General features: G+C 68.6%; 18 protein-coding genes. 9 read left to right on the top strand and 9 right to left on the bottom strand.

What is annotated here, in order from left to right; translation table 11 throughout:
- Entirely contained in the window at positions 1-693 is a 693-nt protein-coding gene (locus ACLJPX_RS15435; protein WP_101610340.1) for a GntR family transcriptional regulator, read from the top strand.
- A gap of 4 nt (positions 694-697) precedes the next feature.
- On the opposite strand, the gene ACLJPX_RS15430 is transcribed toward ACLJPX_RS15435, so the two are convergent.
- The 3 genes from ACLJPX_RS15430 to ACLJPX_RS15420 form a co-directional block, all read right to left on the bottom strand.
- Positions 698-1,174, bottom strand: a complete 477-nt coding sequence (locus tag ACLJPX_RS15430) for a DUF4262 domain-containing protein (RefSeq protein ID WP_410600654.1) — start codon at positions 1,172-1,174, stop codon at positions 698-700.
- A gap of 694 nt (positions 1,175-1,868) precedes the next feature.
- Complete coding sequence (locus tag ACLJPX_RS15425) at positions 1,869-2,957, bottom strand: tartrate dehydrogenase (RefSeq protein WP_410600653.1); 1,089 nt, start codon at positions 2,955-2,957, stop codon at positions 1,869-1,871.
- A complete protein-coding gene (locus ACLJPX_RS15420) occupies positions 2,954-4,417 on the bottom strand; it encodes an NAD-dependent succinate-semialdehyde dehydrogenase (protein ID WP_410600652.1) in 1,464 nt (487 codons plus the stop codon). The genes ACLJPX_RS15425 and ACLJPX_RS15420 overlap by 4 nt, the downstream gene beginning before the upstream one ends.
- 88 nt (positions 4,418-4,505) lie before the next feature.
- Between ACLJPX_RS15420 and ACLJPX_RS15415 the strand changes: the two genes are divergently transcribed.
- Both ACLJPX_RS15415 and ACLJPX_RS15410 read left to right on the top strand, forming a co-directional pair.
- On the top strand, positions 4,506-5,756 hold the full coding sequence (locus ACLJPX_RS15415) for an aspartate aminotransferase family protein (RefSeq protein WP_101610344.1): 1,251 nt from the start codon (positions 4,506-4,508) through the stop codon (positions 5,754-5,756).
- A complete protein-coding gene (locus ACLJPX_RS15410; protein ID WP_038508763.1) occupies positions 5,756-6,253 on the top strand; it encodes a DUF3830 family protein in 498 nt (165 codons plus the stop codon). Before ACLJPX_RS15415 ends, ACLJPX_RS15410 begins: the two co-directional genes overlap by 1 nt.
- Positions 6,254-6,315: 62 nt before the next feature.
- Here ACLJPX_RS15410 and ACLJPX_RS15405 read toward each other — a convergent pair whose 3' ends face one another.
- Positions 6,316-7,302 carry a hypothetical protein gene (locus tag ACLJPX_RS15405; protein WP_410600651.1) on the bottom strand — a complete coding sequence of 329 codons (987 nt, stop codon included), beginning with the start codon at positions 7,300-7,302 and terminating at the stop codon, positions 6,316-6,318.
- Positions 7,303-7,475: 173 nt separating this feature from the next.
- Here ACLJPX_RS15405 and ACLJPX_RS15400 point away from each other — a divergent pair, with 173 nt between their 5' ends.
- Positions 7,476-10,439 (top strand): BTAD domain-containing putative transcriptional regulator, encoded by a 2,964-nt coding sequence (locus ACLJPX_RS15400; RefSeq protein WP_410600758.1) that lies wholly within the window; start codon positions 7,476-7,478, stop codon positions 10,437-10,439.
- Here the strand turns inward: ACLJPX_RS15400 and ACLJPX_RS15395 are convergent.
- On the bottom strand, positions 10,423-11,211 hold the full coding sequence (locus ACLJPX_RS15395; protein ID WP_101610347.1) for a Calx-beta domain-containing protein: 789 nt from the start codon (positions 11,209-11,211) through the stop codon (positions 10,423-10,425). The genes ACLJPX_RS15400 and ACLJPX_RS15395 overlap by 17 nt on opposite strands.
- Before the next feature lie 189 nt (positions 11,212-11,400).
- Here ACLJPX_RS15395 and ACLJPX_RS15390 point away from each other — a divergent pair, with 189 nt between their 5' ends.
- Together ACLJPX_RS15390 and ACLJPX_RS15385 are read left to right on the top strand one after the other, a co-directional pair.
- Positions 11,401-12,783: an FAD-binding oxidoreductase gene (locus ACLJPX_RS15390; RefSeq protein WP_410600650.1), complete on the top strand. Its 1,383-nt coding sequence runs from the start codon at positions 11,401-11,403 to the stop codon at positions 12,781-12,783.
- Positions 12,784-12,794: 11 nt separating this feature from the next.
- Positions 12,795-14,348 (top strand): acetolactate synthase large subunit, encoded by a 1,554-nt coding sequence (locus ACLJPX_RS15385; RefSeq protein WP_410600649.1) that lies wholly within the window; start codon positions 12,795-12,797, stop codon positions 14,346-14,348.
- 67 nt (positions 14,349-14,415) lie between these two features.
- On the opposite strand, the gene ACLJPX_RS15380 is transcribed toward ACLJPX_RS15385, so the two are convergent.
- The 4 genes from ACLJPX_RS15380 to ACLJPX_RS15365 all read right to left on the bottom strand — a co-directional run bounded on the left by ACLJPX_RS15380 (position 14,416) and on the right by ACLJPX_RS15365 (position 18,207).
- Positions 14,416-15,843, bottom strand: coding sequence for an MFS transporter (locus ACLJPX_RS15380; RefSeq protein ID WP_410600648.1), 1,428 nt, complete (start codon positions 15,841-15,843; stop codon positions 14,416-14,418).
- 57 nt (positions 15,844-15,900) lie between these two features.
- Positions 15,901-16,410 (bottom strand): DUF3761 domain-containing protein, encoded by a 510-nt coding sequence (locus ACLJPX_RS15375; protein ID WP_410600647.1) that lies wholly within the window; start codon positions 16,408-16,410, stop codon positions 15,901-15,903.
- Between the two features lie 359 nt (positions 16,411-16,769).
- The gene (locus ACLJPX_RS15370) at positions 16,770-17,657 is read right to left on the bottom strand and encodes an SRPBCC domain-containing protein (protein ID WP_410600646.1); all 888 of its coding nucleotides are present in this window, start codon (positions 17,655-17,657) and stop codon (positions 16,770-16,772) included.
- The gene (locus ACLJPX_RS15365; protein WP_410600645.1) at positions 17,650-18,207 is read right to left on the bottom strand and encodes a helix-turn-helix domain-containing protein; all 558 of its coding nucleotides are present in this window, start codon (positions 18,205-18,207) and stop codon (positions 17,650-17,652) included. The genes ACLJPX_RS15370 and ACLJPX_RS15365 overlap by 8 nt, the downstream gene beginning before the upstream one ends.
- A 67-nt stretch (positions 18,208-18,274) precedes the next feature.
- Between ACLJPX_RS15365 and ACLJPX_RS15360 the strand changes: the two genes are divergently transcribed.
- From ACLJPX_RS15360 to ACLJPX_RS15350, 3 genes are all read left to right on the top strand, one after another.
- Positions 18,275-19,351 (top strand): sensor histidine kinase, encoded by a 1,077-nt coding sequence (locus ACLJPX_RS15360; RefSeq protein ID WP_410600644.1) that lies wholly within the window; start codon positions 18,275-18,277, stop codon positions 19,349-19,351.
- On the top strand, positions 19,348-20,016 hold the full coding sequence (locus ACLJPX_RS15355) for a response regulator (RefSeq protein ID WP_410600643.1): 669 nt from the start codon (positions 19,348-19,350) through the stop codon (positions 20,014-20,016). Before ACLJPX_RS15360 ends, ACLJPX_RS15355 begins: the two co-directional genes overlap by 4 nt.
- 109 nt (positions 20,017-20,125) lie before the next feature.
- On the top strand, positions 20,126-22,225 hold the full coding sequence (locus ACLJPX_RS15350) for an MMPL family transporter (protein WP_410600642.1): 2,100 nt from the start codon (positions 20,126-20,128) through the stop codon (positions 22,223-22,225).
- The last annotated feature ends 37 nt before the right edge of the window (positions 22,226-22,262 follow it).

Raw genomic sequence — 22,262 nt, 5'->3', positions numbered from 1 at the left:
ATGTCCTTGCCGGATATCGAGCCGGTCAGCCGGGAATCGACCGCCGGGATCATCGCGCGCCAGCTGCGGGACGCGATCATGACCGGCGCCCTCCCTCCCGGCACCCAGCTCGGCGAAACCGATCTGGCCTCCCGGTTCCAAGTCTCGCGGGGGCCGCTGCGAGAGGCGATGCAGCATCTCGTCTCCGAGGGGCTCCTGCGCAGCGAGCGCCACCGCGGCCTGTTCGTGATCGACCTCGAACCCGGCGACGTCTACGACATCTACTCGGCGCGCTCGGCCATCGAGCGCGCCGCGATGCTGCGAGCCCTGCGCGGTGACCGGGAGAAGGTCGCCACCGAACTCGAACAGGCCGTGGGCGCCATGGCCGTCGCCGCCGACGACGACGATCCGACCGCGCTCTCCTGGGCGGACCTCCGTTTCCACGAGGCGCTGATCGCCGCTTCCGGCAGCAAGCGGCTCGTGCGCATGGCGCGGACCTTGCTGATCGAGACCCGGATGTGCCTCACCGCACTGCAGGGGACCTATCAGCGAGTCGAAGAGCGGGTCACCGAGCACACGCGGATCATCGAGGCCCTGCGCGCGGGCGACGAAGAGACAGCGCTGTCCCTGTTGGAAGCCCACATGGAGGACGCGGTGCAACGGCTGGCCCCGGGGACCAGCCTGCGAGAGGGCGAAGCTCCCGCGGTGCCTTAGGGATTCAGCCACGGCCACGCGCCCCCAGCACCGGCTGCCCGCCCGTCCCGCCGCGAAACTCCCTGTCCCATGGCCAATTGCCGTGCTCGTCCTCGTAGACCAGTTGCAGGGCACGGAAATCGGCGCCGTACAAGAGGACGGCGGTGAGCAGGTGCGCCGACGGCGAGCTCAGCGGAACGACCTCGAGCGCGGGCCATCCCACCGCCGCGGGCAGCACCTCGCCGGAATCCGGCGGACCCGACCGGACCACCTGCTGGGCGAAATAGTTCAGCAGCTGCCCCGATCTTCGCTCCCGCAAGCCGGTGACGACGAGCTCCGGCAGCCCGGCGTCGGTGAGCCCGACCGTATACGCGAAGCCGGGTTGAGCGGCTCCCCGCTCGACGGTCTGCACCATCCAGCCGTACTTCCGGATCAGCGGGCGGACCTCCTCGGTGAGGTAGTCGTCGCGGGTCTTCCCGGGGTTGTCGCAATGCCAGCACATCGGCACTCCTCCAGTCGTCGAATCCGATGATCGACACCGTGCACCGGGGCACCGACAAAAACTCGCGACCTGGGTGATCGCCCGTACGATACGGAGGCCTTTCCGTCCTGGTTTTCCGTTGCGAGACAGGGAACTTCGCGAATTTCGACGTGTTTGCCGACTTGAATTCCCCAGGCAAAGGTGTCGTGTTCGAGCGCGGTGCCGTCACCGGTCCCGCTACCGGACCGCGCCTCCTCGCTGTGTGGATTTTGGGACGTCAGATGTCCCAAAATCCACACGGTCCCGCACGGCTGTCCCTATTTCCACACACCCCCATGCGACGCCAGGCCCGCATCTTCACCTGGCTTTGATCCGTCGACCGGCACGTACCCACTACCCGCCGCCGAGCTGCCCTGAAGGCCACCTTTGAGACATTGATCGCCCCAAAGGTGGCCTTCAGGACACGGGAAGCGCACCGCGGCCACTGCCCGCAGCGTGGAGCAACGTCTCGACCGACCTGAGCCCGGGCTGCCATCACGGCACCTTTGCCTTACCTCCCGATAAGTACGTGAAGGCCCCCTTCACTGCGCCTAGCGCAAGGAAGGGGGCCTTCACGTACTTCACATCGCGTCGCTCAGGCGACCGAATCACTCCGGAATGTCATGAACGGACCGTTCATGACATCCCGGACTTGACACGCCTCTATGCGGATGGTTCAAGATAGAGCGGCGACCACCGCGGACCCGAGTTCGGCGGTGGTGGACTTCCCGCCGAGGTCAGGGGTCTGCACGGTCCCTTCCTCGAGAACCTTCTCCACCGCAGCGTGAATGTCTTGTGCCGCGGCGGTTTCCCCGAGATGGTCGAGCAGCATCGCACCCGCCAGGATCTGCGCCACCGGATTCGCGATGCCCTGTCCGGCGATGTCGGGAGCGCTGCCGTGCACCGCTTCGAACATGGAAGGGAACTCGCCGGTGGGATTGATGTTGCCCGAAGGCGCCATTCCGAGCCCGCCCGTCACGGCCGCCGCCAGGTCGCTCAGGATGTCGCCGAAGAGATTGGAAGCGACCACGACGTCGAGCCGGTCCGGTGCTTGGACCATCCGCGCGGCGAGCGCGTCGACGTGGCACTGTTCGGCTCGGACGTCCGGATAGTCCGAAGCGATTTCGAAGAAGATCTCGTCCCAGAACGGCATCGAGTGAATGAGCCCGTTGGATTTCGTGGCCGAGCAGACCCGGCCCGTCCGCGTCTTCGCCAGTTCGAAGGCGTAGCGGATGATCCGCTCCACCCCGACCCGCGTGAACACGGATTCCTGTAAGACGAACTCGTTCGGCAGGCCACGGTTGTGCCTGCCGCCGATCTCCGAGTATTCACCCTCGGAGTTCTCCCGGACGATCACCATCTCCAGTTCTTCGGCGCTCCGGCCCGCCAGTGCCGACGTCGTCCCCGGCAGCAACCGGACCGGCCGGAGGTTGACGTACTGGGTGAACGCGCGCCGCACCGGAATGAGGAGGCCCCACAACGACACATGATCCGGGACACCCGGGAAACCGACAGCGCCGAGGAAGATCCCGTCGAACCGGGAAAGCTGCTCGATACCGTCGTCCGGCATCATCGCGCCGGTTTTGGTGTACCGCTCACAGCTCCAGTCGAATTCCTTCCAGGACAAGGAGAAACCGTGTGACTCTGCCGCACGGTCGAGCACCTTGCGGGCCTCGATCGTGACGTCGACGCCGATCCCGTCGCCGGGGATGCTGGCGATCCGGTAAGAGTTCCCCGTTTGAGATGTCGCTGCTTGAGAGGTCACAGAGCCACCGCGATGTACTTGGTCTCGAGGAACTCGTCGATACCGACGGTGCCGCCTTCACGGCCGAGTCCGGACTGCTTGATCCCGCCGAACGGCGCCGCCGGGTTCGAGACCAAGCCCTGGTTGAGGCCGATCATGCCGGCTTCCAATCGTTCCGAAACCCGCAACGCCCGCTTGAGATCGGAGGTGTACACATAGGAAACCAGACCGAATTCGGTGTCGTTCGCCGCCGCGATGGCCTCGTCCTCACTGTCGAACGCGGTGATCGGGGCGACCGGACCGAAGATCTCTTCCGCGGCGAGCCTGGCGTCCTTGGGCACGTCGGTGAGCACCGTGGCCTGGTAGAAGTTTCCCGGACCGTCCACAGTAGACCCACCGGTGAGGACGCGCGCCCCTCGCCCGGTGGCGTCGGAGACCAGGCTGCTCACCTTCTCGACGGCGGCCTTGTCGATGAGCGGGCCGACGACGACACCTTCCTCGGTGCCGCGTCCCATGGGCAGGGCCTCCATGCGCTCGGTCAGGCGCCGGGAGAACTCGTCGACGATGCCTCGCTGGACGTAGAAGCGGTTGGCGGCCGTGCAGGCCTCACCGATGTTGCGCATCTTCGCGGTCATCGCGCCGTCGATCGCCGCGTCGAGGTCGGCGTCTTCGAAGACCAGGAAGGGGGCGTTGCCGCCGAGTTCCATCGAGGTGCGGAGCACCTTGTCCGCGCACTGTTCCAGCAGCTTCCGCCCGACACCGGTCGAGCCGGTGAAGGACAGCTTCCGGGCACGGCCGTCCCGGATCAGCGGCTCCATCACGCCGCCGGAGTCCGACGTCGTGAGCACGTTCAGCACGCCTTCCGGCAATCCCGCCTCGGCGAGGATCGCCGCGAGGGCCAGCATCGAAAGGGGGGTTTGAGCAGCGGGCTTGATGATCATCGTGCAGCCTGCCGCGACCGCGGGCCCGATCTTGCGGGTGCCCATCGCCATGGGGAAGTTCCACGGCGTGATCAGCAGGCACGGCCCGACGGGCTGCTTCGTCACCAGGAACCGGCCCGCCCCGTTGGGCGCGACGGCGTAGCCACCGTCGATCCGGACGGCCTCCTCCGCGAACCAGCGGAAGAACTCGGCCGCGTAGGTGATCTCGCCCTTGGACTCCGCGAGCGGCTTGCCCATCTCGAGGGTCATCAGCAGCGCGAGTTCGTCGGCGCGCTTGATGAGCAGGTCGTACGCGCGGCGCAGGATCTCGCCGCGTTCGCGCGGGGCGACGGTCGCCCAGTCGGCCTGCGCGGCGACGGCGGCGTCGAGTGCGCTGACACCGTCCGCCGGTGACGCGTCGGCCACCTCGCACAGGGCTTCGCCTGTCGAGGGGTCGAGAACGGGGAAGGTCTTCCCACCCGCGGCGGGCACCCACTTGCCGCCGATGAACAGTTCCTTGTCGACCGCCTTGACTACGCCGGCCTCACTGATCGAGCTCATCCCAACGCTCCTCCATGTTGTCCCGAACGCCATGCTATGGATATTGTCAACAATCGACAACAGCTCAGCCGACCTAGGAGCGCAGCCCATGGCCCAGCTATCACCGCTGCTCAAGCAGGCAACGCCGGTCGTGGTCGACCACGGTGAAGGGGTGTACCTCTACGACACCGATGGCAAACGTCACCTGGACTTCACCGCCGGTATCGGCGTGACCAGCACCGGCCACTGTCACCCGCACGTGGTGAGCGCCGCGCGGGAGCAGATCGGCAAACTCATCCACGGGCAGTACACGACGGTCATGCACAAGCCGATGCTGGAACTGACCGAGAAGCTGGGCGGTGTCCTCCCGGAAGGACTGAATTCCCTCTTCTACTCGAACTCGGGCAGTGAGGCGGTCGAAGCGGCACTCCGGCTGTCGCGGCAGGCGACCAAGCGGCCCAACGTCATCGTCTTCCAGGGTGGTTTCCACGGCCGGACCGTCGCGGCGGCGACCATGACGACGTCGGGGACCCGGTTCAGCGCCGGGATCTCGCCGCTCATGTCCGGTGTGCACGTCGCGCCCTTCCCCTACGCCTTCCACTACGGCTGGGACGAGGAGACCGCGACGAAGTTCGCCCTCCGCGAGCTCGACTACCTGTTCGCGACGGTCTGCGCGCCGAACGAGACGGCCGCGTTCTTCATCGAGCCGGTGCTCGGTGAAGGCGGCTACGTCCCGGCGAACCCCGAGTTCCTGGCCGGGCTGCGGGAGCGCGCCGACAGGCACGGGATCCTGCTGGTGATGGACGAGATCCAGACCGGCTTCGGGCGGACGGGCAAGTTCTGGGGGCACGACCACTTCGGGGTGAGCCCGGACATCGTGCTCATCGCGAAGGGACTCGCGAGCGGGTTCCCGATCTCGGGCATCGCCGCGTCGGAAGAGTTGATGGCGAAGGCGCTCCCCGGTTCGCAAGGCGGGACGTACGGCGGAAACGCGGTGGCCTGCGCGGCGGCTGTCGCCACGCTCGAAGTGATCGAGCGGGAGGGCCTGGTCGAGAACGCCGCCGAACGCGGACGCCAGCTGCTCGAAGGCGTGCGGGTGATAGCGGACAAGTCGCCGTCGATCGGCGACGTCCGCGGGCTGGGGCTGCTGGTCGGTTCCGAGTTCACCACGCCGGACGGCGAGCCGGACACCGCGAAGGCACAGGCGGCCCAGAAAGCCGCTTCCGCCAACGGGTTGCTGCTGCTGACCTGTGGGGCGTACATGAACGTCGTCCGGATGGTCCCGCCGTTGGTCGTCGACACCGAACAGGTCGACGAGGCGCTGCGGATCTGGGGTGACGTCGTGGCGGGGGTCGAGTGATGGCCCGCTACATCACGATCACCCTCGACAAGCGCGGGGTGTCCTGCCGCGCCCGGCTGCTCGACGCCGAAGCCCCGCGGACCTGCCGCGCGGTGTGGGACGCGTTGCCGCAGAGCGGTTCGGCCTACCACGCGAAGTACGCGCGCAACGAGGTCTACACCCTCGTGCCGCCTTTCGCCGAACCGAAGCCGGGCCGCGAAAACCCCACGGTGACCCCGATTCCGGGGGATGTCGTGTACTTCGGGTTCGAGGCGTGGGAGATCGGCAACCCGGCGTACGGCTACGACGAAGACAGTGAGGCCCACAGCGACCAGGGCGCGACGGACCTCGCGATCTTCTACGGCCGCAACAACCTGCTGATCAACGGCGACGCGGGCTGGGTGCCCGGCAACGTGTTCGCGACGATCGAAGAGGGACTGGCCGAAATGGCCGAAGCGGCGCAAGACCTCTGGCTGCGAGGTGTCGAGGGCGAGACGCTTTCGTTCGCACGCGCGTGAAAACCCGTGGGCGACGAGGGTTCCCCACCCTCGCCGCCCACGGGCCGGCACCCCTCCCTGGCTTACTGCCGTTCGGCCGCGAGCCGGTATTCGACGCCACCGACCTCTTCGCCGCGCTGGTCGACCTGGGTCACGTGCACGGTGTACTGCCCACCGGCCGCCTCGGCGCCGGCGGTGAAGTTCAGCCGTGCGTCGATCTGTTCGCCCGCCTTGAACGCCAGCCCGCTGATCCGGGCCCGCTGCGGGTTCACGATGGCCAGTTCGGTCTCGCCGACCCGTTCGATGCCCTCACCCTTCGCGCCGCCTGCCCGCCACCGCGCGGCGAGGTCGGGGCCGAGGTCGATGGTGATCCGTCCCGGGCCGGTGAACGGCTTGCCCGGCTGGGTGAAGACGATGTCACCGACCGCCGTGGGGTCAGGACCGTGCCAGCCGAACACGATCGGCCGGATCACCGGCACCTTGATCTTGAACGGGACCGCGTTCACGTTGTGCCAGGCGATGTTGTTGTTCTTCCGTGTGTTGAGGGAAGTGCTGACACCTTCCGTCGGCAGGTCGGTCGGCGAGAGCCACCGGGCCAGCAGGCAGAAGTGCGAGCCGATCGGGACCTTCCACGGGATGACGACCGTCTTGGTGCCGTAGGGCACGTCCACGTCGAGCTTCGAGCCGATGTAGTTCCACTGGTTCGGCCACTGGGCCACGGTGCCCTGCTTGGTGTACCAGACCTGCAGGTTTCCCTTCTCGTATGCGTCACCGTACGGGCCGGGGCGGTTCAGCGTGACGTGGATGTAGGCGTTGCCACCCTGGACGATCGGGTCATCGGTGGCGCAGAGGACCGTCGCCGAGAAACACACCCGGATGTCGGGGCTGGAGTAGAGCGAGCCGGACGAGTCCTCGTAACCGTAATCGGATCCGTTGTCCCGGATGAAGACGTCACTGCGTGCCTCCGGTGCGGCCTGCACCGCCGGTGCCACACCTGCGAACAAGGTCGCGACGGCCACTGCGGCCGCGGCGATCAAGGTTCGACGGCGTCGCGGGTTCCTGCTGATCATGTTTCCCTCCTTGGGCGAAACATTCGACCCATTGACCGTCGGTCAGGCCGGTTGTGGCGGGGTTGTAGAGATCGTGTGCCCTAATTGGCCGATTTCGGTGAGTCTTCGCCCGGATACGCTCACCGAGATCACATGCCGGAGGGAGCAGCGTGCCCGGGCCAGGGGAATTACGGGTGCTGGGCGCGGTCGAAGCGATCGGCCCCACCGGGCGGGCGGAGTTGCACGGCGCCCGCCAGCGAGCCGTGCTCGGCGTGCTCGCGCTGCACGCGGGCTCGGTCGTCCCGATCCCCCGGCTGGTCGACGTGCTCTGGGGTGAGGATCCGCCCCGCACCGCGGTGAAGACCCTGCACAGCCACGTCGCCAGGATCCGGCAGGCGCTGGAGGACTGCGGCTTCCCGCCGGTCCTGCTGACCCGCAAACCCGGGTACGTCCTGACGGTCGCACCGTCCTCAGTCGACGCTCTCCGCTTCGAAGAAGAGCTCCGTGCCGCCAAACGGAGCAATCCCGGCCAGGCGGTGGCGGCCTTGCGCGAGGCGTTGCGGCTCTGGCGCGGCGAAGCCTTCGCGGACGCCGAACTCGACGGCTGGGGGCCGCGCGAGGTCGAGCGGCTCCAGGAATTGCGGCTGTCCGCTTGGGAAGAACTCTGGGACGCCGAGCTCGAACTCGGGGAACACGAGGAGGTCCTCCGGGAACTTCCGCGGCTGCGGGCGGGGCAGCCGTACCGCGAACGGCTCGCCGCGCTGCACATGCTCGCCTTGCACCGCTGCGGAAGGCACGCCGAAGCCTTGGAGACGTTCCAGGCCGTACGCCGGGGGTTGGCCGACGAGTTCGGTGTCGACCCCGGACCGGAACTGGTCGAACTGCATACCGCGATCCTGCGCCGCGCGCCCGAACTCGACGCGCCCGCGCGGGGCACGGCACCCGCGCAACTCCCCGCCCGTGTCGGGCACTTCACCGGACGGCAGCAGGAACTCGCCTCCTTGGACCTGCTCCTCGAAGAAGCCGAGCCGCCGGTCGTGGTCATCTCCGGCGCGGCCGGGATGGGCAAGTCCGCGCTCGCCGTGCAATGGGCGCACCGCATCGCGGACCGCTTCCCCGACGGTCAGCTCTTCCTCGACCTCGCCGGGCACGACCCGCACGAAGCGGTGTCACCGGGCGACGCGCTCGCCCATCTGTCGCGCGGGCTCGGCCTCCCCGACGACCGGCTGCCCGACGCGACGGCCGAACGCGCGGCGCTCTACCGCTCGCTGCTGCACGGCAGGCGTTGCCTGATCGTCGCCGACAACGCGGGCAGCGTCGACCAGATCCTTCCGCTCGTCCCGGGGACGACGAAGGCGATGCTGATCGTGACCAGCAGGCAGACCCTGGCCGCGCTCGGCAGCAGGCACGCCGTCCGCGTGTTCGCCCTCGACGCGCTGGCCGACCCGGAATCGATGGCCCTGCTCACCCAGGTGCTGGGCGCCGATCGGGTAAGCCGCGAGCCCGGGCAGGCGGCGCGGCTGGCGCGGCTCTGCGACGGGATGCCGCTGGCGCTGCGGATCGCCGCCGCGCGCCTGACCGGTGAACCGAACCGGCCGATCGCGGAGCTCACCCGCGAGCTGACCGGCGTCGGACGACTGGAAACCCTTGCGGTGCAAGGAGATTCCCGGACCGTCAAAACCGTCCTCGCGAGCGCCTACCTGCCGTTGGACCACGCCGCGGCACAACTGTTCCGGCTGTCGGGAACGACCCCGGGGACGTCGTTCAGCTCGGCGCTCGGGAGCGCGCTGTGCGGGGTGCCCGCCGAAGCGGGCCGGACCGCGGTCGCCGCGTTGTCCGCCGCGCACCTGATCACCCCGGCGGGCCCGGACCGCTATCGCCTCCACGACCTGATCCGCGAATTCGCCGTCGCGTGCGCCCGCGCCGACGAGACGACGGCGAGCCGCGCCGAGGCGGCGGACCGGCTGATCGACTGGTACCTGCACGTCGCCGCGGAGGCGAACAGGATCATCGACCCGAACCGCGATCTGGTCACCCCGGCACTGCGTCACCCTCCCCCGGAGCGGCCGTTCCCGGCCGAAAGACGTGCGGCGCTCGCCTTCCTGGGCGCCGAACGAGCGAATCTGCTGCCGGTGGTGCGGTTCGCGCGTGAACACGGCCGCAACACCGCCGCCTGGCAGCTCACCTACCTGCTCACCAGCTTCTACGACACCACCGGTGGCTGGAACGAGCGGATCGGGCTCTGCCGTGAAGGAGCGGCCGCGGCCGCCGAACTCGACGATCCCTTGGCCGAGGCGGAAATGCTGCGCGCGCTGGGCGCGGCCTACTTCATGACCCGCAGGCTCACCGACGCGCTCGAAACCAACGCCCGCGCGTTGAAGGCCGCCCGTGCGGCGGGTGATCTCGAAGGCGAAGGCCATATCTACAACAACACCGCGAACGCCTACGCCGCCTTGCGCCGGTTCGACGAGGCGATCACCGCGTATCAGCTGGCGGTGGAGCGGTGCACGTCGGCGGGCAATCGGCTCGGGCGCGCGCTGTCGCAGCGCAACCTCGGCCACGCCTACATCCGCCGCGGCCAGCCGATGGACGGTCTCAGCCCACTGACGGCCGCGTTGGAGACGTTCCGTGAGCTGGGCAACGCCCGGCTGGAAGCCGCCACGCTGGACACGCTCGGTGAGGCCTACGAGGAACTCGGCGATCACGAAGTCGCGCTGGAACATCTCGGCAAGGCGCTGGCGGCGTCACGGGCGATCGGCGACCGATGGCAGGAGTGGGAATCGCTGCTGCACGCCGGCCAGGTCCATCTCGCCCGCCGCGACTACCCGGCCGCCCGCGACGATTTCGACCAGGCGCTGCTGATCAGCCGGGACGTCGGGAACCGGCACAGTGAGGCGGCGGCACTCGACCGGCTCGGCCGGGCCCACCTGGGGCTCGGCGACCTGGTCGCGGCGCGGGAGAACCTCGAGCGCGGCCTCGCGGTCCGGGCGGGGGTCCCGGATCCGTACGAGGAGGCTCACCTGCACCGCGACCTCGGTGACCTCGAAGCGAGGTGCGGCGACACGGCCGCCGCGGCCGCCCACTGGGCTCGAGCGATCGAGCTGTACCGGCGGGCGAACGCGACGGCCGACGCCGACCTCGTCACCGGGCGGGGGTGATCACCACGGTCGAGGTCGCGTACACGAGCCTGCCCTGCGACGGCTCGAAGAACTCGACCCGCGCCTTCCCCGGTTGACCGGGCAGGAGCGTGAATTCGGCGTATCCCCTCGTCTCGCCGCGCTGGAAGGTGACGACACCGTCCTTCACCGGGACGTGGCCGGAGCCCTCGGTGCGATAGCGGACCGTGAGCGGTCCGGCCCACGGCCGGGAGAGCACGAGCGGGACCTTGCAGGTGGTTCCCTGCGAGAAGTTGGGCGGGATCGACCAGCAGATCTCACCTTCCTGGGTCGTCCCCACCGGCGACGTCTTGGCCGCGTCGTCGTCGGCCACCCAGGCGACGCCGACGCTGTGCCCGATCCGCAGGCCCTTCTCGCCGTAGAGCCGGAGGGAGAACATTTCGTCGTTCTCGACGAGTGAATCGGCGCGGACCTTGACCGCGACGGTCTGCGGATCCGTCCTCCCGGACCAGGTCAGCGTGCCGGTGACCGGCTGGTAGTCGACGCCCTCCTTGGCGGTGAACGCCGGATCGACCGGCGAGCCGTTGCCCTCGATCGTCCGGTAGTCGACCGAGCCTTGCGGCGCGCAGCCGCCGTCGTCGAGGGAAACGGTGAAGAGAAGGGTGGTGTACCCGGCGCTCGTTCCCTCGGCCTGGCTGACCCCGCTGACGTTCACCACGGGTGCCGTGCAGCCCGCTTCCCCGCCTTCGGCCACCGGTGCCGCGAACCCGAACGTGATCGCGAACGCCGCCCCCAGCGTCGCGATCCGTTTCATCCTTGGTCCCATCGAGCGTCCACCCCTTCCGGCGGGCCGCCGCGGCCCGTTGCGACATGGGTAACCGAGTGAGGTTGTCGTGAGGTTGTGACAGCCGGACAGCAAACATGAAAATGATTCATGGCCATCGTCGCCCACGACGTACTACGCTTCGGTAACCAGGCAAAGACGCGTGAGGAAGGGCAGTCGATGGGCGATGTTGCGGCACGGTTCGCCGAGATCGTCGGGGACACGAATTTGCTGGCAGGCGAAGCGATCCCCGAGGACTACGCACACGACGAGGCATTGACCACCTCTCCGCGGCGGCCCGCCTTCCTGGCGAAACCGGAAACCGCCGAGGAGGTCGCGGAGCTGCTCAAGGCGGCGGGTGAACACGGTGTGCCGGTCACCGCGAGAGGATCGGGCACCGGGCTTTCGGGCGGTGCCACACCGCGCGAAGACAGTCTGGTGATCTCTTTCGAACGCATGAACGCGGTACTGGAGATCGACACGGAGAACCACGTCGCCGTCGTCCAGCCGGGTGTCACGTTGTCCGATTTGGACGAAAAGACCACGGCGGCCGGACTCGGCTACACCGTTTACCCTGGCGAACTGAGCGCGAGCGTCGGCGGCAACGTCGGCACGAACGCGGGCGGGATGCGCGCGGTCAAGTACGGCGTCACGCGGCACAACGTCGTGGGCCTGCAGGCCGTGCTGCCGACCGGCGAGATCATCCGGACCGGCGGCAAGACCTCGAAGGTGTCGACCGGGTACGACCTGACCCAGCTGATCATCGGCTCGGAAGGCACCCTCGCGATCGCGACCGAGGTCATCGTGAAGCTGTACCCGCGCCTGCCGCACGGCGCCACGGTGTTCGCCCCGTTCGAGACCTTCGACGAGGTGATGACCGTCGTCCCGAAGATCATCTCCAGCGGGCTCGCGCCGCACATCCTCGAATACATCGACAACCTGACGCTCGCCGCGATCAGCTACAACGAGAAGCTCAGCCTCGGCGTTCCGGACGCCATCCGCGACTCCGCGCAGGCGTATCTCGTGGTGGCGCTGGAAAACCGCGACAACGATCGGCTGCACGCCGACATCGAAGAGCTCGGCGGACTGCTGGCCGACGTCGGGGCGATGGACGTCTACGTGCTCGAGGGCAATTCGGCGCGCAAGCTCATCGAGGCCCGTGAGAAGGCGTTCTGGACGGCCAAGGCGGCCGGGGCCGACGACGTCATCGACGTGGTGGTCCCGAGGTCCGCGATGCCCGAGTTCCTGCGCAGGGCCAGGGAAATGGCGCTGTCGCGCGAGGCGGGCGCACTCGGCTGCGGGCACGCCGGCGACGGCAACGTCCACCTCGCCATCTTCTGCAAGGACCTGGAGAAGCGGAAGCAACTGCTGACCGACATCTTCGCGCTCGGCATGGAACTCGGCGGCGCGATCTCCGGCGAACACGGCCTCGGGCAGGCCAAATCCGGCTACTTCCTCGACCTGGAGGACCCGGCGAAGATCGCGCTGATGCGCCGGATCAAGGAAAGCTTCGACCCGGCCGGGATCCTCAACCCCGGTGTTCTTTTTGCTGAGAGGGCTTGAAAGTGAGTGAGATGAACGGCGCCCAGTCCCTGATCCGCACGCTCGTCGACAGTGGCGTCGATGTGTGCTTTTCGAATCCGGGCACCTCGGAGATGCACTTCGTGGCCGCGCTCGACACCGTGCCCGAGATGCGCGGCGTGCTCGGCCTGTTCGAAGGCGTCGTCACCGGCGCCGCGGACGGGTACGCGCGCATCGCCGACAAGCCGGCCGCGACGCTGCTGCACCTCGGCCCCGGCCTCGGCAACGGGCTGGCGAACCTGCACAACGCGCGCCGCGCGCACACCCCGATCGTCAACGTGATCGGCGATCACGCGACCTACCACAAGCAGTACGACGCCCCGCTCGAATCGGACATCGAAGCCGTCGCCGGTTCCCTCGAAGGCTGGGTCCGCCGCTCCGAGCACACGAAGGACGTCGGCGCCGACGCCGCGGCGGCCGTCGCGGCGTCGCAGGACGCGCCCGGGCAGATCGCGACCCTGATCCTCCCGGCCGACGCGTCCTGGGGCGAGGGCGGCGAGACGTGCGCGCCCATCCCGCCGCGGATCCCGCAGGCCGTCGACGCGACGACGGTGAAGAACATCGCCGAGATCCTGGCGAGCGGTGAACCGGTCGCGCTGCTCGTCGGCGGCAGCGGCTGCCGCGAGGCCGGGCTGCTGGCGACCAGCAGGATCGCCACCGCGACCGGGGTGAAGGCGTTCGTCGAGACGTTCCCCTCCCGGCTCGAGCGCGGCGAAGGCCTGCCGACGATCGAACGGCTGGGCTACCTCGCCGAGCAGGTCGCGTACCAGCTCGACGGGATCAAGCACGTGATCGTCGCCGGGACGAAGGCTCCGGTGTCGTTCTTCGCCTATCCCGGCAAGGCGAGCAACCTGGTGCCCGAAGGCGCGCAGGTCCATGTGCTGGCCGAAGTCGGGCAGGACGTCCCGCGCGCGTTGAACGACGTCGCGGCCTTGGTCGCCGCCGAGACGGAGCCGGTGCTGCAGGAAGCCGCCCGGCCCGCACTGCCGTCCGGCCCGCTGACGCCGCAGAACTGGGTCGAGGTGATCGGCGCGCTGCTGCCGGAGCGCGCGATCATCGCGGACGAGGCGAACACCTCCGGTCTGCTGCTGCCCGCCGCCACCGCGGGTGCGCCGCGGCACGACGTGCTGACCCTGACCGGTGGCGCGATCGGCTACGGCATGCCCGTCGCGACCGGGGCGGCCGTCGCCGCGCCGGACCGTCCGGTGATCAACCTGCAGTCCGACGGCAGCGCGCTGTACACGATTTCGGCGTTGTGGACGCAGGCGCGGGAGAACCTCAACGTCACGACGGTCCTGCTGAACAACCGCGCGTACGCGATCCTGCGGCTGGAGTTGCAGCGCGTCGGCGCGGACGCCAGCGGTCCCAAGGCGAACGAACTGCTCGACCTTTCGCGGCCGGACATGGACTTCGTCAAGATCGCCGAGGGCCTGGGTGTCCCGGCGACCCGGGCGACGACCGCGGAGGAGCTGGCCGAGCAGTTCCAGCGCGCGCTCGCCGAGCCGGGTCCGCACCTGATCGACGCGATCGTTCCGACCCTGTTCTGAGGGTGTGCGAGGAAAGTCCCCTTCATGGCGAATTTCGCCATGAAGGGGACTTTCCTTGCACATGGGGCTAGTGGACCGAGGCGACCAGCGGTTCGGGTTGGCGTTGTTTCGGGACGAAGGCGGTCAAGGCGAGACCCAGGAGTGCCGCACCGGCGGCGACCGCGAAGCTCAGCCGGAACCCGGTCGCGGACGGAACGGAAACCCCGCCGACGGTGATCGCCAGCGACGCGAGCATGGTCGCCATCACCGCGCTGGACGTCGACGTGCCGACGGAGCGCATCAGCGAGTTCAAGCCGTTCGCGGACGCGGTTTCGGTGACCGGGACCGAGCCCATGATCAGCGCGGGCATGGCCGCGTAGGCGATGCCGACGCCGCCACCGATGATGATCGACGCCGTGATCAGCTCGAAAGCGTTGTCCATCAACACGGTCGCGAAGATGTACCCGATCGCGATGGTGACGGCGCCGGTCATCAGTGTCGTCCGCGGGCCGTAGCGCTCGATGAGCCGGGCCGAAACCGGCGACAGCATGAACATGACCAGCCCGTTCGGCGCCAGGCAGAGCCCGGCCTGCACCATCGTCAAGCCGAGGCCGTAGCCGGTCGAGGCGGGCGCCTGCAGCAACTGCGGGAACGACAACGCCATCGAGTACAGCGCGAACCCGATCATGATCGACGCGAGGTTGGTGAACAGCACCGGGCGCCGCGCGGAGACCCGCAGGTCCACCAGCGGATCGCGGCGCCGCAGCTGATAGGCGCCCCAGACCAGCAGGATCGCGACCGCGGTTCCGGCGAAGCCGAGCGTGCGGCCACTGCCCCAGCCCCATTCGCCGCCCTTGACGATCGGCAACAGCAGGCAGACCAGCCCGGCTGTCAGCCCCAGTGCGCCGAGGTAGTCGAACGGCGCGGGTGTCTTCACCGGCGACTCCGGCACCACGAACAGGATCAGCAGGCCACAGACGAGCCCGAGCCCCGCCGACGCCCAGAAGAGGACGTGCCAGTCCGCGTTCTGCGCGACCAGCGCCGATACGGGAAGCCCGATGGCGCCGCCGACGCCCAGCGTCGAACTCATCACCGAGATCGCCGAGCCGACGCGTTCGGGCGCGAGTTCGTCGCGCATGATGCTGATCCCCAGCGGGATCGCGCCCATCGCGCAGCCCTGCAGGCCACGGCCGACGACCATCAGCGCGAGCGAGCTGGTCAGCGCGGAGACCACCGAACCGGCGACCAGGAAGCCCAGGCTGATCAGCAGCAACCGGCGTTTGCCGTACAGATCGCCGAGCCTTCCGCTCACCGGCATCACCACGGCACCGGCGACCAGGGTCACCGTCACCACCCACGACGCGTCGGACGGGGTCGCGTTGAGCAGCCGGGGAAACGACGGGATCAGCGGGACGACGAGCGTCTGCATGAACGAGGCCACCAGCCCGCAGGTGGCGAGCACGACGACGAAGACCCGGGGCGAAGGTGCCCGGCCGGCCGGTTTCACCATTCGCATCCCATGATCCGACCTTACACAGCACCTCCCTCTGTCGTGAATGGTTGACCGACGGGATCACAACCAGGTGCGGACCCCACCGTGCCCGGAACAGGTTCCGCGGCGATTCTGGCTGTAGCTATAGGAACCGTCCTTGCACAGGGCCGTCGCGCCGTCGGCCGCTCCCGGTCCGGTCGCCGGCCGGTGGACGCAGACGCCGTCGGTGTTGCGGTAGTAGTCGCTTCCGCACTCCGCCAGGTTCGGCGCCTTCGCCGTGGGTGTCGTCTTCGGGCGCGCCTTCGACGGCGGCGGCTCGACCTGCTTCGGCACCTCGACCGCGGCCGTGGTCGGCGGGACGAACTGCTGGGGCGCCGGCGTCGGTGTCGGTGTCGGTGTCGGCACAGCCGTGCTCGTGGGCGGGGCCCAGCTGCTGGTCGGCGTCGGCGGCATCGAGAACGTCGAGGATGTCGACACCGAGCCGGTCTTCGGCGTGACCCGCCCGGCGGGCACGGTCTCCACCCCACAGCCCCCGGCGACCAGAAGCCCGATCGCCAGTGCCATGCCCAGTTTCGTCGTTCTCTTCGGCATAACGGCCTCCCTGGCACGTGGTGGTGCCGCGTAGTCGGGAGATCGTTCGCCGGTGTTACCGCCGAAGAGAGGTCAGTCGACCATCGTGCCGCAACTGATGTTCAGTGCCGTCGCCGTCATGCTGCGCGCGTGCTCCGAGTCGGCGAAGGCGGCGACCCCGGGCGACATCCTCCAAGGACGCCGCCCGGACCGGGCTTTCGAAGTCCGCCAACGACATCTCGACCAGTGGCGTGTTCGTCGATGGCCGCTTCGCCGAGCGCGTCGAACTGCGCGGTCCCGGCTTTCCCGCCCGCCGACCGGATTCCGCCGGCCGCCCCGTAGACGATCGCGTTCCGGCCTTCGAGCAACATCGGATCCTCCTACTTCCCGTCCAGCGCGATGAGCCCTTCGGGCATTCCGTCCAGGTGGACGTCGACCCAGATCGGGAGCCACATGTCGACCTCGTGGAACCGGCGGAGCTCGGCCAAGCCGCTGAGCCAGCCCATCCAGGAGCCATACGGCGGCTTCTCGCCGGAGAATCCACTTTGGACGAACGTCAGCTTGGTACCACCGCCGGAGTCCTCGAGTTCCCAGGACGTCACGATGCCTTCCTCGTACGCGAGCGTCATCCTCCCGTCGGGCACCAGATCGACGATCTTCGCCGGATCCGGGTCCTGCTCCAGCGAGCCCATCGCCCAGCGTCCGCCGACGCGCATCTCGGCTTCGATCCGCGCGCCGAACCAACGTGTGAACTCGGTGGGATCGGTGATCGAGCGGTAGACCTCCGGCCGCGACGCGCCGATGCGCACTTCTTCCCGCATCACCGGTGAGGTGAGATCGCAGCGGGCGGTGATCGGACGTCCTTCGACGTGGTCGACCAGGTTCGCGACCGCCAGCGCCCAGAACGTGTGCATCATGCCGAGCGGCGAGTCCGAGTCCGCCATCAGCTCGGCGAAGTCCGGCAGGCCGGTCTGGCTGTACGACAAAGAGGTTCCGTCTCCGTCTTCCGCCAGCTTGAGTTCGACGACGGTCTCCGTACCGTCGACGGTCCAGGCGAACCGCAGAACGTTGTCCTCGGCCAGCAACAGCCTCTGACGCGGGACCTCGCCGTCCGGTGTGTAGCGACCCCAGAACTCGTAGCGGGACGGCAGGTCGACTTCCGCGTGTTCGGAAAACCACGCGCGCAGTGCCCCGGGGTCGGTCAGTGCGTGCCAGACCTCGTCGATCGGCGCGCGCACGCGCACCTGGAAGCTCGCCGGTTCAGTCATGGGCCTCTCCTTTCGGGTAACAGGCCACGGCGAGCTTGAAGGCGTCGCCTTCCGCTCCGCCGTAGCGGGTGAACAGATCCTGCAAAGTCGTCTTCAGTTCGTCGAGGAACTCCTGGCGGCGCTCCGGCTCCACCCGGATCTCGCCGGAGACGCCGATCGACGGCAGTTCCGGCGCGGTCCTGTCGAGCGCGGCGACGTCCGCCTGGACCTCCTCCATGAGGTCCAGCAGATAGCCGAGGCTCAGTTCGTCACGCACCGCTCGCGGGCCGATCCGGCCGACCAGGCCCGGTGACAACCAGTACGAACGCGCGCTCGCCTGATACACGCCCTCGCTGATGCCGCGCACCCTGCGCTCCGACACCTGCGTGACGAGATCGGCTTCCACCAGCTTTTTCACGTGGTAGTAGACCCGTTGCGGAGTCTGGCCCAGCACCGTCGCCACCTCGGTGCAGGATCGCGGCTCCGCCAGTTGCCGCAGGACGTCCACGCGCTGGGGCTTCAGCAACGCCTCCGCCTGATCCAGCCGCTCCAGGTACGCCACATCCTTCATCACGAAAATCATCTTGAACGTAAAAATCCATTTTGTCAATCGGGTCGGTGCGCGCTACTCTCGTGGTGTGGCGATCCTGCGGCGGTACATGGCAGAACTCGCGATCACCGTCGCGGTGCTCGCGAGTTCCGTCGCGGTCTCGCTCGGCGCGAGCGCGGAACAGCCGCGCAACGCCGTGATCGGCTGGGCCTGCGTGATACTCGCCTGCGCCGCGCTGTTCCTGCGCCGCCGCCACCCGCTCCCCGTCGCGATCTTCACCGCGGTGTGCTGCGCGATCTACTACCCGTACACCGATCCCGACGGATTCGTGCTGCTCGCGTTCGCCTTCGCGCTCTACAACAACGCCTCGACCGGGCGGATCCGCAGCGCGGCGGTCGTCGCGGCGGCTTCGATGGGCGGCGTCGCGTTCGGCGAGGCGAGGGCAGGCGCATCGCGTCAGGTGGACAACTTCGCCTTCCTGCTGATGGCGGGCTGGTTCATCGCGCTGGTAGCGGTCGGAGCGGTGACGTACTACCGCCGCGAAGCCGAGCGCACCAAGGAGTCCGAAGCACGGCGAAGGGCCACCGACGAACGCCTCCGGATCGCGCGCGAACTGCACGACGTCCTCGGCCACAACCTCGCGCTCATCAACGTCCAGGCGGGTGCCGCGCTGCACGGCAAGGATCCGGTGAAATCCGAGGAAGCGCTGGTCACGATCAAACAGACCAGCAAGGACGCGTTGCGCGAACTCCGCGCCACCCTCGGCATGCTGAGGCAGGCGGACACGCCGAGTCTGGCGAGGGTCGCCGAACTGGCCGAGTCGGCGGGCGCGCACGGGCTGACCGTCCGGACCGAGATCGACGGCACGGCAAGGGATCTGCCGCCCGACGTCGAGCACGCCGCCTTCCGCGTCGTCCAGGAGGCGCTGACCAACGTCGCTCGGCACGCCGCGGCGGACACCGTCGTGGTCCGGATCGGGTACACCGACCATGATGTGTCCGTGCAGATCGACGACGACGGCCGGGGCGGTGCCGCGAGGCCCGGCAACGGGATCCGCGGGATGGCCGAACGAGCCGAAGCGCTCGGGGGCGAATTCGCCGCGGCCGCGCGCGAGGACGGCGGCTTCCGCGTCCGTGCCCGGCTCCCCCTGCGGGCGGCGCGATGATCCGGGTCCTGCTCGTCGACGACCAACGGCTGGTCCGCGCCGGGTTCAAGTCCATTTTGGACGGCGAGGCCGACATCACGGTCGTCGCGGAAGCCGCCGACGGGCGGGAGTCCCTCGAAGCCGCGCGCGAGCACAAGCCGGACGTGGTCCTGATGGACATCCGCATGCCGGTGATGGACGGGCTCACCGCGACCCGGCATCTGCTCGAAGATCCGGCGCTGGCCGGGGTCAAGGTCGTCATCCTCACCACCTTCGACCTCGACGAGGACGTGTACGGCGCCCTGCGCGCCGGGGCCAGCGGATTCCTGGTCAAGGACACCGAACCGGAGGAACTGATCCACGGCGTCCGGGTGGTCGCGAGGGGCGACGCGCTGCTCGCGCCGTCGATCACCCGCCGCCTGATCTCCGAGTTCGCGGGACGGGTGGCGCGGCCGGGGCCGTCGCCGGTGCTGAACCGGCTCACCGAACGCGAACGCGAGGTGATGAGCCTGGTCGCGGCCGGTCTGTCCAATGACGAGATCGCGAAGGAACTCGTGCTCAGCCCTGCCACGGCGAAAACGCATGTCAGCCGGATCATGACCAAGGTGGACGTCCGCGATCGCGCGCAACTCGTCGTGCTCGCCTACGAATCGGGCATGGTCACCCCTCGCTGGTTGACCCCGTGAACACAACTCCGGTAGTACGGGAAGCGCCTTAGGGGTACCCAGAAGTTGTGGCCGGAGTGCCCGCCGGAGCCCGACGCCCTGCGGCGCGGAAAAGCCGATGCTTTCCGCCATGGACACCATTACGCTTTCCGAAAGGCGGCCTGGGGGCGGCCTTTCGAGGCTGGCGGGCTGGTCACAGCGCCATCGCTGGCTCGCCGTTTCGCTCTGGCTGCTCACCCTTCTCGGCGTCACCCTGAGCTCACAGGTGGCGGGCAGCGCCTACCACGACGACCATTCCCTGCCGGGCACCGAATCCCAGCAGATCATGGACCTGTTCAAGGCACAGGCTCCCGCCCGGACCGGCGCGACGGCCGAAATCGTCTTCAAGACCGGCACCGGACTGGCCACCGCCCGCGGCCCGATCGACTCGATGCTCGCCGAAGTCCGGAACCAGCCCCACGTCAAATCGGTGACGAGTCCGTTCGACGACCCGTCCGCGATCTCGCGCGAGGGAACGATCGGTTACGCCGCCATCGCTTTCGACCTGGAGTCGAACGACCTGCCGTACGACGACATCGTGCGCGTCGCCGACACCGCGAAGAAGGCGGAATCGGCCGGGCTCCAGGTCGAACTCGGCGGTGAGCCGATCGAACGGACCGATGAGAGCGGAGGGCCGTCCGAGGGCGTCGGGCTGCTGGCCGCGCTGGTGGTCCTCGTCTTCCTGTTCCGCTCGATCCTCGCCGCCGGGCTCCCGGTGATCACGGCGATCTTCGCCGTCGGCAGCACGCTCGGCGTGATCGTGCTGGTCAGCCGGTTCGTCGACATCGCCGGCTACACGGCGCCGCTGATGATGCTGGTCGGGTTCGGTGTCGGCGTCGACTACGCGCTGCTGATCTTTTCCCGCTACCGCAGCGAAATACTCGGCGGCCTCGACCGCGAACAAGCGGCGCGGCGCGCACTCGACACCGCCGGCCGGTCGGTGCTGTTCGCCGGCGGAACGGTGATCATCGCCCTGCTCGGCCTGCTCGCGCTCGGTCTCGGTTCCCTGCGGGGAGTCGCTCTCGCGGTGGCGCTGACCGTCCTGGTGACGATGCTCGCGTCGGTCACCCTGTTGCCCGCGCTGCTCTCACTTTTCGGCCGTCGACTGGAAAAGGGCATCCGCAAGCACGCCGCGAAACGGGAACACGGCAAGGCCTGGGGCAAACTCGGCGACGCGGTCCAGCGGCGGCCGATGGTCCCGCTCGCGATCGGCCTGCTCGTCCTCGTCGGACTTTCGCTGCCGGCACTCGGCATGCGCCTCGGATTCGCCGACGCGGGCACGAATCCCGAGACTTCGACCACGCGCAAGGCCTACGACCTGATGTCGGAAGGTTTCGGCCCGGGCTTCAGCGAACCGCTGATCATCGTCACGGAGAACGGCGACGGCGTCGCGCTGCAACGGAAACTCGAGGCCACCCCAGGTATCGCCAAGGCGACGCCGCCGATGGGGCAGGGTGTCACGACGGTCCTCGCCTTTCCCACATCGTCGCCGCAGGACGAGGCGACCGGTGACCTGGTCGAGCGGCTGCGGACCGAGGTGCTGCCGAGCCTGCCCGGCAAGTACCTCGTCGGCGGCTCGGTCGCGGCGGCGGTGGACTTCGCGGACGCCGTCGGCGACCGGTTGCCGCTGTTCGTGCTGGTGGTCGTCGGATTGTCGGCACTGCTGCTGATGGTGGTCTTCCGGTCGATCCTGATCCCGCTCAAGGCGGCCGTGCTGAACCTGTTGAGCATCGGCGCCGCGCTCGGTGTGATGACGGCGGTGTTCGGCGACGGCTTGTTCGGAGCGCAACCGGGGCCGATCGAGGCGTTCGTGCCCGTGCTGATCTTCGCGATCGTGTTCGGGCTTTCCATGGACTACGAGGTGTTCCTGGTGTCCCGGATGCACGAGGAATGGCGGCGCACCGGCGACGCGCGGCACGCCGTCCGCGAAGGGCTCGCCTCCACCGGCGGGGTGATCACGGCGGCGGCGGTGATCATGATCCTGGTGTTCGGCGCGTTCCTGCTCAACCCCGACCGGATGCTGGCGCAGTTCGGCCTCGGGCTGGCGGTGGCGGTGCTGGTGGACGCGTTCGTGATCCGTTGTCTCGTGGTGCCCGCGGTGATGCGGCTGCTCGGGGAGCGCGCCTGGTGGCTGCCGCGGTGGCTGGACCGGCGACTGCCTCACGTGGCGCTCGAGCCTTCGTCACGCTGACCCCCAGGGACGCTAGGAAAGGCCCGTTACTTGCAAA

It is taken from the genome of Amycolatopsis sp. lyj-90, assembly GCF_046549035.1.
Lineage (GTDB): Bacteria > Actinomycetota > Actinomycetes > Mycobacteriales > Pseudonocardiaceae > Amycolatopsis.
Note: the sequence above shows the minus strand (reverse complement) of the source record. Positions and strands in the feature narration are given on the sequence as shown.

Coding starts and splice junctions, on each gene's coding strand:
- ACLJPX_RS15405 (WP_410600651.1), bottom strand. CDS start 7,302: ATGATCAGCAGGAACCCGCGACGCCGTCGAACCTTGATCGCCGCGGCC.
- ACLJPX_RS15385 (WP_410600649.1), top strand. CDS start 12,795: ATGAACGGCGCCCAGTCCCTGATCCGCACGCTCGTCGACAGTGGCGTC.
- ACLJPX_RS15435 (WP_101610340.1), top strand. CDS start 1: ATGTCCTTGCCGGATATCGAGCCGGTCAGCCGGGAATCGACCGCCGGG.
- ACLJPX_RS15375 (WP_410600647.1), bottom strand. CDS start 16,410: ATGCCGAAGAGAACGACGAAACTGGGCATGGCACTGGCGATCGGGCTT.
- ACLJPX_RS15415 (WP_101610344.1), top strand. CDS start 4,506: ATGGCCCAGCTATCACCGCTGCTCAAGCAGGCAACGCCGGTCGTGGTC.
- ACLJPX_RS15380 (WP_410600648.1), bottom strand. CDS start 15,843: ATGCGAATGGTGAAACCGGCCGGCCGGGCACCTTCGCCCCGGGTCTTC.
- ACLJPX_RS15355 (WP_410600643.1), top strand. CDS start 19,348: ATGATCCGGGTCCTGCTCGTCGACGACCAACGGCTGGTCCGCGCCGGG.
- ACLJPX_RS15395 (WP_101610347.1), bottom strand. CDS start 11,211: ATGAAACGGATCGCGACGCTGGGGGCGGCGTTCGCGATCACGTTCGGG.
- ACLJPX_RS15365 (WP_410600645.1), bottom strand. CDS start 18,207: ATGAAGGATGTGGCGTACCTGGAGCGGCTGGATCAGGCGGAGGCGTTG.
- ACLJPX_RS15430 (WP_410600654.1), bottom strand. CDS start 1,174: ATGTGCTGGCATTGCGACAACCCCGGGAAGACCCGCGACGACTACCTC.
- ACLJPX_RS15410 (WP_038508763.1), top strand. CDS start 5,756: ATGGCCCGCTACATCACGATCACCCTCGACAAGCGCGGGGTGTCCTGC.
- ACLJPX_RS15390 (WP_410600650.1), top strand. CDS start 11,401: ATGGGCGATGTTGCGGCACGGTTCGCCGAGATCGTCGGGGACACGAAT.
- ACLJPX_RS15420 (WP_410600652.1), bottom strand. CDS start 4,417: ATGAGCTCGATCAGTGAGGCCGGCGTAGTCAAGGCGGTCGACAAGGAA.
- ACLJPX_RS15370 (WP_410600646.1), bottom strand. CDS start 17,657: ATGACTGAACCGGCGAGCTTCCAGGTGCGCGTGCGCGCGCCGATCGAC.
- ACLJPX_RS15350 (WP_410600642.1), top strand. CDS start 20,126: ATGGACACCATTACGCTTTCCGAAAGGCGGCCTGGGGGCGGCCTTTCG.